The sequence below is a fragment of the Paraburkholderia sp. HC6.4b genome (assembly GCF_014200875.1).
Classification (GTDB): domain Bacteria; phylum Pseudomonadota; class Gammaproteobacteria; order Burkholderiales; family Burkholderiaceae; genus Paraburkholderia; species Paraburkholderia tuberum.
In genome coordinates, this window is the sequence record NZ_JACHDC010000004.1 from 242,441 (window position 1) to 257,999 (window position 15,559).

A 15,559-nucleotide genomic window follows, 5' to 3' on the forward strand; every position below is an offset into this window, starting at 1 on the left:
TTTCAGTTCCTCAGTTTGATTTTGTCGATCAATCGAAGCTGGTTGCTGTAGTCATGAATAAAGTACTGGGGCGCTTGGTCTGCTCTTGCCAGGTGAATGTCAAATCCGGAAGATGCGCGTGCAGCCTGACTCTCCGCAACGTTCGCGAGAACCGTTTCGCGAATTGCACCCATGCCGCCGCTGACGGAGATTTCCGCTCCCCTTCCAACAGTGGCAGCCGGGGCCGCGCCTTCGGGCCCAAGCAGCAACGCGCCAGCAAAGCCAAGCATCGCACCAGCCTGGGCCGCCGCGTTCGGGTTCACACCAAATTGTTCGAAATGAGGAACGCGAACATCGGACGCGCCGGGTGGCAGAACACCATATTTTTCACCCAGTGCCAACCCCAGATGAATCGTGTCGAATGCGCCGTTCACGCCAGCATTCGTACCATTGACCAAGCCCTTGCCAGCATCAACGAAAGACTGGCCGACCTCTTGAGCCGTCTTTTTCGCGAAGTCCCAGGCCGACAATAGCGCCTCACCATCACGACCTGCCAGCGGCATCGAAGCGATCCGGTTTCCGCCGAATGCGCCATTGTCGTAGCCGAACCCGGTTCCTTGACCCAATGGACCCGCCATCGACAACCCAAGGTTGGGACCGTAGAGCGTAGCAGCGGCGCTGTACGCCGTAGGCGCCCGGCTCGATGCAAGCGCATCCTGGGCGGCCGAACCAGTCAATCCGTCCAGCAGACCAAGCGAACCGTTGCCGAACAGCGCAGCATTGCTGCTGTACGGCGACGCTACAAACCCGCTGCCCACCCCGCCCAGCCCACCTGGCAGGATCTGACCAGTCACGCCATCGATGGCCTGCTGCGTGCGCAGCTTCGTCGTGTCAGTCGCCGCAACGCGATCGACGACCAGATTTTGCCAAGACCCGATGGCTCAAGCGTATGCGTCGCCCCCCGTCGCGCACCCCATCCTTATCGAGCTGCGCAGCTTCAACTCTTGCTTTCGTATCCTTCCACCTTGAGCGAGTGACCACATTTTGCACAGACTTTCGGATTCAAATCGACATACCGAATGAAACGTCCTCGCGGGATAGCTCCACAAAATGGACATTTGTAACGAGCCACAATAATAATCATGACGATTATCCATGGGAACGACAAATACATCGCAAGTGACTCATAATGCCCAGCATCGTAAAATTTCAGAAAAATCAATACAAATATCCATATCGCAATCCCCAGGATTATATCCCGTCTGATTCTATTAAATCGGATGACACTCGACTTATCAGATTCCACCGCGTCACCTCCATTTGTAATTGAATTCGATGACATTGACTTTAAATTCGGCGCCAACACCCAAAGAAGGAGTTAAAGCTATACCGCTTTTAAAGTATGAATAGGCTCCAGATACCGGCGTTTGCGTTATATTTGAGTATCCACCTGCACCCGTCGACAGTAATTGAAATGACGCTGGTCCAGCGATAAAATTAGCGCCGATTGATGAGCCAATACGATAATCCCCAGCATCGAGAGTACTATTTCCCGTGGAAATAAAGTCAATTGGAAAGCCCTGTGCGGAAGAGCCTACCGATTTTAGATATCCATGGGCACCGAATCCGGTACCGACGCCAAATTTCACCTCGTTAGGGATGATGCCGTTGAACGTCATTTCGACTTCACCGCCAAACCCAAGATATGCGCCGACTGAAACCGAATAATTTGGTAGACCGAGGTTCGCCAAGTCGAATTGGGCACGTCCAGCGGTGCTGTTTCCGTATTGATCAAATCCGCCTCGGACATCGTTGGACGACGATGCTAATTGAAATGGCAACGCAGTAAAGGACTTCGACACATACCGCGTCGCCTCCCGATTAGTGGGCGTGCTGGCCGGAGCAGCTTTGGAGGTAAGGCCGTAGGCGTATTCAATTTCCGGTGCGCTAAACGGGTCATTGTTGCCCGGTGCATACGCCGCTGAAGTAAGGGATCGCGTTAGCGGTTCGGAATGTACAGGCTGTCGCGCATTCGAAATTCCATAGGCACGCTGCGCAGCAAGCGCCTGATTTGCGGAACTTGCGAACTCGTTGCCAAGCTGCTGCTTGAAAGCGATGTCTTGTGCGATTGCATCATTCGCCAGTCGGCCGAATTGATCCTGCAAACCGCCAACGAACGCCTGCTCGCGAAGCCCTGCCTTCAACGACAGGTCCCAGTTCGCCAGGCTCGCGAACTGCTTGCCCGGATCGCTCGGGTAGACAGCCCGCACCATGCCGTCGATATCGCCGCCTGCGCCATACAGCGTACTGGTGTTTTGCCGGTTCGCGATATTGTCGACCACCAGATTGCCAATGGTGCTGGCGATGGCATCCATCGAGATTGCGCCAACATTGCGCCCAAGGCTCCCACCGCGCACGATTGTACTAGCCGCACCTGCAGCAACCCCCGCGCTCACGCCCGTCACAAATCGACCGCTGTCGGACTGCATATTGAAGCCAAAGTCCGCCCCGACGCTACGTACTGCGGCGCCCACGCCATACGCGACTCCCGACGCGATCGCAGAAGCAGCTACCCCCTTCCAGTCGAAGCTGTGCTGTGCGCCAGTCAGCACGCCAATACCCTGCGTAGTTACCGACCGGATTGCTCCTTGCGCGGCGGCACCGGCAAACTGGCTGGCGGTACTTCCGCCGAACGCGCTACCGACCGCCGAGCCAACTCCCGTTACGCCAAGAACGCTCGAGCCGACCGCTGCGCCGACAGCGCCCATCGCCACCCCCTTCCAGTTGAAGCCGCTCTGCTCGCCAGCCGCGATCATGACGCCCTGGGCCGCTGCCGCTCCTACGGCACCGCCGATCACAGACGCCGCTACCGCAGTACCGAAGCCCATCGCCGCACCGCCGCCTACCAGCGCGGCGGCGCCCGCAGTCATCGCGCCACTCACGGTCAAGCTCGACAGCGTCCCGGCCAGCGCCATCGATGCCGCCCCTGCAGTGAACACCGTTGCCACCGCCGCAACCACGACGGCAATGATCGCCGCCACCGGACCACATCCCCCATCCTTGCTCGGCGGCGGTGGAGGATCGGGCAGCGTCGGCTGCGTATTGCCGATCGCCTTGCCCGGGTCATACGGCTTGAACGTCGTCGCCGTATTGTGCACGTTCGTGACCTGGTTGGGCACCGTCAGCATCTGCCCGGCCTTCAGCACGTCATCGCCCTTCAGCCCGTTCGCGTCCGCCAGGATGTACCACAGCGTCGCATCCCCCCACAGCGACGACGCGATCGACTGCAGCGTATCCCCATCGCGCACCGTCCAGGTACCCGGGCTCACGCCCGGATACACCCCGTTGATCGCCATGAAGTTCTCGTCGAAGTCCGCGCTGCCCACCGGCGTGAACACCTTGTACTGACTCTCGCTGCCCTTCGCGAGCCTGCCGGCCAGCTCCTGCACGTAGTCGACCGTCTCGACCCCGTCGTTGCCCTGGTTGCCCACCCGGTTGCCGTTCAGGTAGTAGTAGTTGTGTTTCCTGTCCCCCGTCGCGCCCCGGATCGTGCCCTCGTCCGCCACCGTCACGCCCACCAGTTCGTCGCGCCGCTGCACCTGGCCGCGCAGATCCGTGTAGTACGTGAACGCGCGTGCGCTGCCCGCCTGGCCGCCACCATCGTCGTAGGTGGCCTTCAGGTTGCCGTTGACGTCGTAGTTGAAATAGCTCGATGCCGGTCTCCAGCCCGGCGCGTCCGGGTTGCTCCCCTGCGCCAGGATCTGGCTCTGTTTCGCGCTGTCCCACCATTCGTACGAATAGGTGGATGTCAGGGTCGTGCCGCTGCCATTGTCGGGACGTGTGGCAACCTGCCCGAGCGTGCCGTCGGCCATGCGCGTATAGGTCGTCGTCGTACCTTCGATGTTGTCATGCTCGGACATTAACTGGCTGTCGGCGTCCCAGTCGCGCGTCACCGCCGTCACGATCTGACCGCTGCTCCTGTCCCGTTCGATGGTCTCCGTGACGCGCCCCAGCAGATCATTGGTGCGCTGCTGGATCATCATGCCGTCGACCGTCTGCGTCGCCAGCAAGCCGTTCGCGTCGTACGTGTAGTACTCCGTGCGTCCATCCTTGGCATAGACCGCCATCGTCCGCTCGCCGGCCGCGTTATAGCCAAGCTGCACGCCGTCGCCGCCGGCCGCGCCCGCCACGATATGCACACTGGTGTCGTCCGGATCGGTGGCGCGCGTGCCCGACAGCGATCCCATCGAGACCGTGAAGCGGTTCAACGCGTCGTACTCGTACCAGTACTCCTGCTCCGTCGCGTGATAACCCACCATGTCCGTGTACGTCGCCATCATCCGGCGGCGATTGCCGACCGCATCGTACTCGTAACCGACCTGGTAGCTGTTGTCACGGATCGCCACGACGCGATTCAGTGCGTCGTATTCGACCCGCGACTGCGCGAACACGTACGAGTTGCCGAAGTCCGTGAAAAATTCTGCCGTACGGTTGCCGTCGCCGTCGTATTCGTAGAGCGACTGGGTCTGCGTGCCGTAATCCATGATCGAGCGCACCAGACCGTGCGAGTAATAGCTGTATTCGACATGCTGGCCACTCGTGCCTTCCTGTTTTGTCAGCAGACCGGCCCAGTTGTACGTGTACTGGAACACGTGGCCACCAAGATCGGTATGTTTCGTCACCCGGCCGAACAGATCCACCTCGTCGACCATCGAGCGGCCGTTCGCATCGATCGTCGTCTTTACCCATCCACCGCTCGCGACCGAGCCGATCGAGCTGATCGTGCTCGCCCAGCGGTAGTCGTACTGCACCGTGCGGCCCGCCGCGCTGACGGTCTTCACGATACGACCATCGGCGTCGTAGTAGATGCGTTCGCGTCCGCCCAGCGCGTCCGTGTGGGCAATGCGGTTACCCGCACCGTCGTACTCATAGCGGTCGATGCTGCGCTGCCCGTTGGCTAACACCGGCCGGGCGATCTCGATCAGCTGGTTGGCCCTGTCGTACGTGTAATCGGTGCGTCGTCCCAGCTCGTCGGTCGACACGCGCAGATTTCCCACCGCGTCATACGAGAAGTTCTTGCTATACCCCATCGCATCCCACGACTGCGCCACCGCCGGCTGCGCGAGACCGTAGTTCCACTGCTGGGTGCTCAGATGACCGTTGGCGTCCTTCAGCCCCACCAGGTTGCCGGTCAGATCGTAGTAGTACGTGGTGAGCGGAGCCATCTCTATCTGCGCCCCGTTCTCCAGCGTGACCATGACAGTCGGCTCGCGTTTGAGCGTGAGAGAACCCATCGTGTTATACGACGAGTAGGTCCAGTTGCCGCGCCCGTCCCTCTCCGCCGACACCTCACCGAACGCGTCGTGCTGCTGCAGACGGTCGATCGTCATGTCCTTCGCCAGTTCCTCGATCACTCCGACGATGTCGACATTGGTGACCGGGTTATTGCGCGTGCCGGTCAGGAAGTAGCTCTGGCGCTCCATCAACACGTTGCCGGCGGCGTCCATTGCGAGGTAGCGGTACTCGTACTCGACGTTCGTCGGCAGATCGCCCGCGTCGAACAGGAAGCGGCCGGCAGCGTCGCGAGTGAGGATCGCCGTTTTGAACGGCCGATCATAGTCATCATCCTGCTTTGTCGATTCGCGGTAGTACAGCGTGATCGTATCGACGTTCGTAAGCGGCGCGCCGCTGCTGTCCGTCGGCGAAAACTGGAAAATCGACGGCAGTGCGCTACCGGTCAAAGTCACTTCGGACGTCGCGTTGACACCGATCCTGATATCGCCCTGCCCCATCGAGAGCGGCCGGCCCGCCGTGTCGTAAGCGGTGAACCTGATCGAATAGACCGAGTCAGGCTGCAATCCCGCTTTCGTTGTGTCCCACAGGAAGTCGCCCGCCATGCCGGACAACGTCGTGTACTGCGTGGTGCCGTCCTGCTCCCACGACACGACCATGTGGTCCGTGCCGGCCGGTTGGCTATGAAACACCACAGTCGATTTCAGGTCCACAAGGTAGCCGAGCGCAAACGACGGCGACTGGCCATTGCCCGGCAAATTGATCGTGCCGCGCAGTGCATCGATCTGTGCACCGGCCGAGTCGAACAGGTCGAGCGATATCTCATAGACTCCGGCGCCTAGCGACGCCATGTCGATCTGGAACCCGCCGGTAATCGGATTGCGCCAGACCGGATAGTCAAGCTGCCAACCTGGATTATTCGGGTCGCGCAGGCGCACGACGATATAGTCCGCCAGCTTTCCTTCTGTGCTTCGTATGCCAAAGATATTCAGCGACTGCGGTGCCGCCCAGATATAGTTTCCTGACGCATCGACGGTAAAGCCGGGACATGAGCTTGGCGACGCCGCAGGAAGGTCGGCTAATTCGATCTTCGGACCGTCGGTATGCGAAATGTGAAGCCTATAGCCATCGCGCCGAAGCAACGACCCCGCCTCGCCGTAACTACCATCGCTGACAGCAATGAAGATCACCTCATAGTCGTCGTCCGGCAGTCCGCTGGTGTCGACGGTAAACGAGTTTGGGAGGCTGCTCGAACTCTTTGGAAGCGGCAAAAATGTTTCTGTCGATCCCGCGCGACGGTAGTACAGCATGCCCGCAGTTCCTTCCGGGAGCGAATTGCGCGCGACACTCAGCAAGCCTGAAGCAACCTGCAGCGGAGCACTGGCGTCAAGCACATCACTGTTTCCAATCAGGGCCTGGCCGTTGCTGAAGTTGATGAGCTGCGCCGACTGCGAAACCGTACCCGCGAGCACTGGACCCGATCCCGCGCTGAGCGGCGTCACGTAGATTTCAGCGGTCCATGTAAAGGTCACGCTTGAATCGACAAAAAAGCCATTTAACCAAAGCTGACCCGAACGCCAGTTGACCGGTACGCTCACCTGCGTCGCATTCATCGGCACCACGGCTGACCAAGCCGTACCCGACGGCCTGCCGAATGGCTGCGCAAACGCTGCCTGATCCTGTCCACCACGGATCTGCCATTCGGATCCGGAGGCGGTATAGCTCACGCGAACCTCAACGTTATAAGCACCATACAACTGCGCAAAGTCAGGCAAAGAAAAATCCAGGCTGCTCACGCTGATATAGCCGTTATCCTCAGATTTGTCCACAGACCAGGAGCCTGTCACGCTAACCTTTCCGTCTGCATCCAGCATTCCCGCATCGCCGTTGACGAGCGGCAACGTCGGCCCGGTCACCGGCCGCGCTGACGAATCGATCCACCCCGAGATGCTCAATTCAGTATTCGCGAACACCCCACCATCGATCGGAATATCGACCGGGCTAAAGCTGATGGTCGGTATCCCGCCCGACGTCTTCGGCTGCCGAATCTGAATCACCTGATTCCGCTGGTCATAGCGCGTGTAAGTCTGCATCATGTCGACGCTCTGCAGCAGCGCGACGAGATCGTCCCCGGTCGTGATCACGCGATAGCGCAGATCGCTCTCCATCGACTCGACCTTCAGCGTCGCATTGCCATTGCGGTCATACATGAACAGATGCGACACCCCGTCATCAAAGTTCGTGCGCACCACCCGGCCGGCGTTGTCATAGTCCGCATATTCCTGCCATTCACCGTTCGCGCCGCCGCCCCCCGTACGCCGTCCGGTCACTTCGCCATACGCGTTGTAGCGCTGCTCGATCAGTGCACCAGTTGACACCCGTGCACCCGTCGCTGCGTCACTCGTTTGGGTGACGCGCGAAATTTCGCGGTTTTCCGCGTCATAGGTGATTGTGGTGGAGTCGAGCCGCTGGTTCCCGTCCACATCGCTGCGTAGATAGAAGACGCTCGTGACATTGCCCACGGCGTCATACCGAAAATTCGTCGCCACGCCCAGCGCGTTGACTTTCGAATGAAGTCGACCACCCGCGTCGTAAAGGTACGTGGTCACCTGGTCCGGCTCACCCTTGCGGGTTTCCCTGACGACATTGTTCAGGCCGTCGTAGTCGTATATCGTGGTGACGCGCACCTGCCGGTTCTGATAGTCGGCGAACTGCGGCAGCATCTCGCCCGTCAGACGTCCGAGCGCGTCGTAGGTGAAGTCGTACTGGCTGCCGTTCGCGTCGACCTTGCGCAGCAGGTGCCCCTCTCCGTCGTATGAATAGTTCGACGTGGCGTCACCGGTCGACTGCACGAGCTTGCCGTTGGCGTCGACCTTCGCGAACTCAACGCCGACGCGCGACTCGCTCAGCAACCGGCCGTTGTTGTCCCAGGTGTAGTTGGTGATGCGATCGTCGGGGCTGCGGGGCCACGAACTGACGATGGTATTGACGGAGGCGCTCGCCGAAACCGGGTCCGGGAACGGCAGTGCAAACCGCGTTTCCTGCGTGACGTTGCCTTGCGCATTCACCATGTACGCGATGCCGAATCCCTTCGCGTCGATTTCGAGCGTCTTCTGTCCGGCCTTGTTATAGAAGTAGGTTGTGCGATTGCCGGCCGGATCGACGGTCGCGGTAACCTGGCCGCAACCATCGTATTCCCACGTCGTCACCAGCTCGCTGCCAGACGTGATGAAGTATTCGCCCCGCGCGTCGTCACCCGCGCTCGGATCGAAATAGCCTGTCGCTACATTCTGCACGCGGGACTGAATGAGCCGGTTATCCGCGTCGTAGACGTATCGCGTTTCGCGCACGTTGGCCGCATCGGCAGGCACAGGCGGTTGCGAACCAGGTTGCGCCACGATCGGATCCGCGTAGACCTTCGTCGCGATGACATTGCCCACCGCATCGCACGCCCATAGCGTGAGCGTGCCGGTCGGGCTGACCTGCGCAGTCTTCCGGCCCGCCACGTCGTAGTACAACGTGGTGGTATGTCCATTCGCGTCGGTAATCGATGTGAGATTGCCTTGCGCGTCATAGACCCGTGTCTCGGTCGTGCTCGCAGGAAAGCCAGCCTGGTACACCGACACGCCGGTCAGCGTGATCTGCCGGTCAAGCAGGTCATACCCATAGCGCGTAACACGCTCCTCTTTGAGCCCCTGCGCTTCGATCGTCGCTATGCGATTGCCGCGCGCATCGTATTCGAACGTGTTGACAACCGCCTGGCCACCCGAAGTAACCGGTAGTGTTTCCGACAGCATCAGTCCACGGCGATCATACGTATAAGAAAACTGCCCGCCGACCTTGTTCGTATAGCCGGTGCGGTTGCCGAATGCGTCGTACGCGTAAAGTTCGCTATAGCCCTCGGCGTCGGTCGACCTCACCAGGTGGCCGAGCCGGTCGTACTCCATGCGGGTGACCGCCTTCGTATCCTGCGTCACCTTGACCGCATCGCCAAACGCGTCGTATTCGGTCAGCACGATGCTCGCCGTCGGCGAGACGACCTGCACCGCGCGGTTCAGCACGTCGTAGGAGATCTGGCTGATGATGTTCCTGTTCTGGTCGGCCGCCGTCACCCTGTTGCCGAAAGCGTCATAGGTGTTACTGGTTATATAGCCGAGCGCATCGGCCGTAACCAGTAGATCACCCCTCGCGTTGTAGATATAGCGCATGCGATACGCCGCCTGCAGATTGCTCCGCTGGCTGGGGCTGAGCGCTGCTGCCTCGAGCGCCTCGCCATTCGCGTCGACATAGCCACGCGCCTTGCGCTCGGCAAGCGCCCAGGCGGTGTCCCGCTCGGAAAGCTCCACCCCGCGTGGATCGGTCTCAGCGGTCACACGTCCCATCCCGTCATACGTGTAACGTGATGTCGCAGCGATTGACGTACCGTACGCGCGGGTCTGTTCGATCATGCGCCCAGCTGCGTCGAATACCGCATGTGTGACGCTCTGTTCGGGCAGACCATCGGCGACGCTCGTGTTCACCGCGCGTCCCAGCGCGTCAAGTTCATAGCGCGTGACGACGCCTGCCGCATTCGTCGTGCTCGTCAGACGTCCGGCGCTGTCATAGTCGTATCCCGTCACGGCCGCCGAAGCCGGAATGATTTGCGGCAGAAGTGCGGCAGCCTGTTTCTGGCTGGCGCCGCGCGCCGCTTCGTATCTGTCCGCGTAGCGGATGGTCGTCAGCAGATGGCCCGCTGGATCGTAACGTTGCTCCGTGACGTAGCCTTCGGCATCGATCACATAGACCGGCCGGGTGGCGGCATCATAAATCCACGTGGTCGTGCGATCCCCGGACGGCCTCCCGACGCCAGGTGAGGCGAGCCAGAGCTCCAGCGTCGAGGCGTCTGGAATGCCGGCCTCCGCATACGGCGTCTGGTACTGCGTGCGTTCGAGGAGATTGCCGCCGGCGTCGTAACGGTTGGATGTGACGAAGCCGAGCGCATCGATACTGGCTGCCACCCGGTTTGCCACGTCATAAACCATGCGCGTCGTGCGATCGCTCGCATGCGCCTGAGCCGATTGGGCGCTCAGCGCTGTGGCAACGGCGTCGACGGTGAGGGCACCCGCTATATTGACGGGGCTTGCATACGTGATCGTGCTGATCACATTGCCGTTGGCGTCGTAGACGTTCTCGGCAACGTAGTTCAGCGCGTTCACCACGTAGCGCAAGCGGCCGTCTGCGTCATACACGTATTGCGTGGTCTGGTCGAGCAGCGGCTGAACCGTTTGACTTCCCGTGATGTACGCGTCGGTCAGATTGTCCGGCGAACCGTCCAGAGGGAAGGCAAACGCCGTTCGCGCGACGACACGCCCTGCGGCGTCGTACACGCTCCTGACGAGCGCGCCGGTCGGTCCGACCGACCATATCTGCCGCCCCTCCTCATCGTAAACGTAGCGCGTGACGCCACCCGCCGCATCGGTCACGGACACGACATCGCCATTGGCGTCGTATGCGTAGCCTGTTGTGAGGCTGAGTCCTGCCGGGTCGACGACCGTACTGGTCAACCGCCCCGCCTTGTCGAATACGTTCTGCGTGACACGCGGGTTGCTGCTGCCCGCACCTTCGGTCACGGTGAGGACGTTGCCAACACCATCGTAAGCAAACGTCGTCAACAGGTTCAGTCCACCTACGTCGGCCGTCACGGAAGCCGTGTGTCCGGCTGCGTCATAACGGGTCTCAGTCACGACCCCAGACGGGTCCGTCACGCGGGTCGCCTGACCCTTGCCGTCGTATTCGTAGCGGGTCGTGAGATTCAGGCCGCTCGGGTCGACTGTGCAGCTCAGCACGCGGCCCGTCGCGTCGTAGCTATACGTGGTGTGAACACCGCGCGCGTCAACCGTATCGATCAGATGGCCTGCGTGATCGTAGTTTTGCGTGGTCGTCGCACCGGTTGCATCGGTCGTGCTGACCAGGTTGCCGTCACGGTCGTACGTGTAGCCTGTCGTGTTGCCGCGCCCGTCAGTCAGCGTCACGATCTGGCCGGCGTCGTTGTACGTCAATGTGGTCCTGATGCCCTCGGCGGTCGTCACTGTCACCGCGCGGTCGAACTCCGAGTATGACCATGTCGTCGTGCTGCCCGTCGCGTCGGTGCGGGTGAGCATGTTGCGGAACGCGTCGTACGTCATGTGCATACGCGCGCCAGTGCCGTCGGTCACCACCACCACATTGCCGTTGCGATCGTAGTCCTGGCGGCGCAGCACACCGTTGGCATCGATCGATTCGATCACACGCCCAAACGCGTCGTAGATTGCCTGAGTGATCAGGTTGAGGCCGCCCGCGTCGGACGTATGGCGGATCGCCTGACCGAGCCGGTCGTAGTCGATCGTGTCTCGCACCTGAACATTGGAGGCAATGTCACGAACGGTGGAAATCTGCTCGCCAAACGTGTTGTAGGTATAGCGTGTGCTCAGACCTAACGCATCGGTACGCTGGACGAGGCGGCCGGCGGCGCTGTAAGTGAAAGCAGTGCGCGTGACGTCACTATCATCACCCAGCACCGCGAGTGTGCTTCTGAGCGGGTCGGGCAGGAGACCGCCTACCAGACTGGCCAGCGTGTCCGCTGCAACGCGCGTCGCGTAGACCAGCGTCTCCGTCACGTCACCGAATGCGTCATACTGGTACTCGACGACTTCGCCGATCGGATTGACAACGTGGGTGAGGTGGCCCGCCACGTCGTAGTAGTAGTACGTGGTGTTGCCGTTCGCGTCCGTCATGGAGGTGCGCAGGCCCGCCGCGTCGTACGTGTAGCTCACCCCCCACGATTGCCATACGGCATCGATCTGTGCAAGCGTTGCGTTCGCGCCAAGCGCTGCGAGCGCCGTGCTGCCTTCGCCGCCCAGCTGCGCAATCAGCCGTCCCTGCAGATCGTAGCGGTAGGTCGTCGTGCGCCCAGCGGTCGTCTCGCTGGCCACGCGGCCCTCGTCGTCCCAGGTCCAGCTAGTGGAGACATTGCCGCCCATACCGTCCTGCGAATACGTAGTGCGGCCCGTGAGCCGTCCCATTGCGTCGTAGGTGTAGTAGGTGAACTCCATCTGCCCGGGACGACTTGTCCACGCGAGCATGGCGTCGGCCCGCAGCACATAGCGCAGGCTTTGCTGCGAGGCGTTACCGCCTACCGGCGTGCTCAGCTCGTCAGCCTTGCTCAGGCAGGATGCGCCAAAGGTTGCGGACCCTATCGAGAGGCCGCTGTCCGCCGGATAGCGGAACTCGATCGTATGATGCGCAAGCGGCACTATGTTCGGTACGTCAAGCGTACCGGTGGCGAAGCCTCCGAATGGGAAGTCGAACGTGAGCGCTCCCGCCTGCACGCCATCGATCCAGATTTCAACACTGCCGCTTGAACCCAGCGTCCCGGTCACGTTAATCGTGACCGGGATCTGCTGTGGCGCCTGCGTCGAGCCGAGATCGACTTGCTGGCCGCGCACGCGCTGTGTGACGTTGCCCCACGCATCGTAGCTATAGTGCGTCACGTAACCTTCGGCATCGACTTCTGCACACAACAGGCCGCGCGAGTCATAGAAGTAGCTCAGGTGAGCGTCTGCGTCGCTGCTACCGGGAACCAGCTGCGCAAACATGCCCTGACTGCGCAACGAGGCGTCCGTTGCCGTGGCATAACGAACCGTCTCAACACGCTCCCCTGCGCCGTTGTACCGGTATTCGGTCAGGAAACCTTCCGGGTCAAGTTCCCCGCGCAACAAACCATCCTGATCGTAGAAGTAGCGCGTGACGCGATCGTTGGCCGGATCGGGATCTGGTAAGACCTGTGTCGGCGCCACGCTGGTGTCGACCCGGTTCGCAAAGACCGTCTTCACCACGGGACGTCCGCTGCCGTCGTACTGAACCTGGGTGACGGTTCCGTCCGCGTCAACGGTATGGTCGATGAAGTTGTTGAGATAAAAAGCCCATACCGTCCGGTCGTCCACCGATGCAGGCGGGCGCAGCTTCGAGGAGTCGAGCGTCAGCAACGCCCCCGATTTCAGCCTTTCGGCGGGTGTCCCGTCGGCGTTGGTCAACGAGGCGAGTTGCGCGGCCGTAAGCCTGGTTGCATAGGTGAGCGTGCGCAGCGGCCTCGCGAATGTGGTGTCGTAGACATACTCCGTCAATGTTCCATCAGGGGCGATCTGTGCGACACACTGGCCACGCCCGTTGTACAGGTAGTGCGTATTCAGTCCATTGGCATCGGTCGTCATCTGCAACCGGCCGTTGGTGTCGTAGTAGTTCCTGATCTGCGACTGCACTTTGCCCTGCACCGAATCGACCACGGCGACCAGTTCCCCCGCGGCGTTATACGTAGAGGTACGCGTCAGCCCGTTGCTGAAGGTGACTGAAACCGTGTGGTGCGCATCGTCGTACTGATACAGCGTCGTGACGCCGTCGAACTGAATCGCGCAGAGGAGGCGGCCGAGCCCGTCGTACGTGAAAGTTTCAGCCTTCTCGTTGCCCGGACTGCCCGCAAAACGCTGTAGGAGACGACCGGCAGCATCATAGACGTACCGTGTCTGGATGATTGCTCCCGTCACATCGCCTGTGCCGTCGGCCAGCAGCTTCTCATAGCGCGTGACCGTCGCGAGGTTCCCACGGTAGTCATACGTCGAATCGATACGGATCGCCTCGCTGGGATTCACAAGGCCCGCCGCCCATGCATTCAACGTCGCCTCCGACACTGCATCGGTGTTGCTCAAGGCGCTGACGTCGAATGCCGCCGATGTGTACTGGATCTCGCTGACCTTCTGGCCCGCCGCGTTGTACCTGAACTCCGTGACGCGGCCCGCCGCACTCACCACGTATCGCAGATGCCCGGCTGCGTCATAGACATAGCGCGTCGTCAGGTACTGGTTCGCGTAACCATTGGCAAAATTGCTGGTCTTGTCAAAGACCGTCTCGGTCAACAGTTCATTGTTCGACCCGTACGTACGGGTAACGTCGGCTGAGCTGTCCGATTGGCTGATCAGATTGCCCGCGGCATCGTAAATAAAGTAGATCGGTTTGCCCTTACCATCATTCAGAATCCGCAGGTCGCTGTCGCCGTTGACGGTATACGTAAAGTTCAGGTTTACCCACTGTCCGTCCAGAGACGAAGTCGACCGGATGCTGATCAACCTGCCGGCATCGTCATACGTCAAGACCTTCCTGTAGCCAAGCGGATCGGTCACCGTCGTCTGCCTGTTCGCGGTGTCATAGCTAAGCGTGGTGATCCGAAACACCCCGTCGTCGGCCTTTTCGGCAATCGTCGCCACCCGGTACTCGCCGTTCACCTGAAGATAGGTGAACATCACCTGGGATCCATCCGACTGGGTGATCGAGGCGATCCGGCTGCTCGTGCCGTCGTACGTATAGGTCGTCGTATAGACGTGAGCGTCGGCGATGCTGTTGTCTTCCGGACTCAGGTCGACTGTCACCCGCGACAGTCGACCCTGTGTGTCGTACGCGTAACGGATCGTGGTCGACGTGACCAGACTGTTACCCATCCCCCGGTAGACCGAGCGCAGATCCGTCAGTTGACCGGCTGCGTTGTAGTCGAGATAGGTGACGTCGCCCCCTGCAGTCGTTACCTGCGCGAGCTGCCCTGCGGCGTTGTAGGCGTAGCCGACCGTATTGCCGTCCCTGTCGCGGGTTGACACGAGCCTGCCGCCTCGCGTGGCATCGTAAAGCTCGCTCAGCCCGTTGTTTCCGTCGTTCCACTGCCAGTTGCGGGTCGCCTCATCAAAGGACAGTGTCGCGTACGCCCCTGTGCCAGTAGCATCGGCATAGCCGGGCTCAAAGTCGCCTTGGGCAACGCTGGCGCCAAGCCACGCGGTCGACACATACAACTGGCGCGACGCATCGTACTCGTACACCGTACTCGAACCATCCCAGTCTGTCAGGGTTACCGTACTGCCTATGCTATTCAGCGTCCCAGTGAGGCCATCCACCGTGCGCGATCCGCCTGGGCGCCAGTTGTCTCCAGCAAACTGTCCGAGGCTGTTATAGGCGCGGTAGATCGAACTGTTCACCCCCTGGCCGAGCAGCAACTGGTCACGATCCTGAATCACCAGATTGCCGTTCGCCGCGTTCACATAGAGCTGCTCTCCGGTCTGCCCGAATGCCGCATTGCCGACCTGACCATGGGCTCCAAGCCCCAATGCCGACGACGACTGCAACCCCAAACCATTGCCCGTAACGATCGCTACCATCTATGCCCCGTACTTGTTCGTTAAGCCTTGCGCGATTGGTTCCCCGAACCGCTTCCGAACAAGTTGTCCGAAGATTT

Annotated in this window: 2 protein-coding genes; both read right to left on the minus strand. The window is 60.8% G+C overall.

What is annotated here, in order from left to right; translation table 11 throughout:
* Positions 1–2: 2 nt before the first annotated feature.
* Positions 3–833, minus strand: a complete 831-nt coding sequence (locus HDG34_RS07795; RefSeq protein ID WP_184058943.1) for a hypothetical protein — start codon at positions 831–833, stop codon at positions 3–5.
* A gap of 456 nt (positions 834–1,289) precedes the next feature.
* A complete protein-coding gene (locus HDG34_RS07800; protein ID WP_184058945.1) occupies positions 1,290–15,482 on the minus strand; it encodes a LysM peptidoglycan-binding domain-containing protein in 14,193 nt (4,730 codons plus the stop codon).
* Positions 15,483–15,559: the final 77 nt, after the last annotated feature.

Excerpts from the sequence above, each read along its gene's own strand:
- HDG34_RS07800 (WP_184058945.1), bottom strand. The coding sequence starts at position 15,482 with ATGGTAGCGATCGTTACGGGCAATGGTTTGGGGTTGCAGTCGTCGTCG.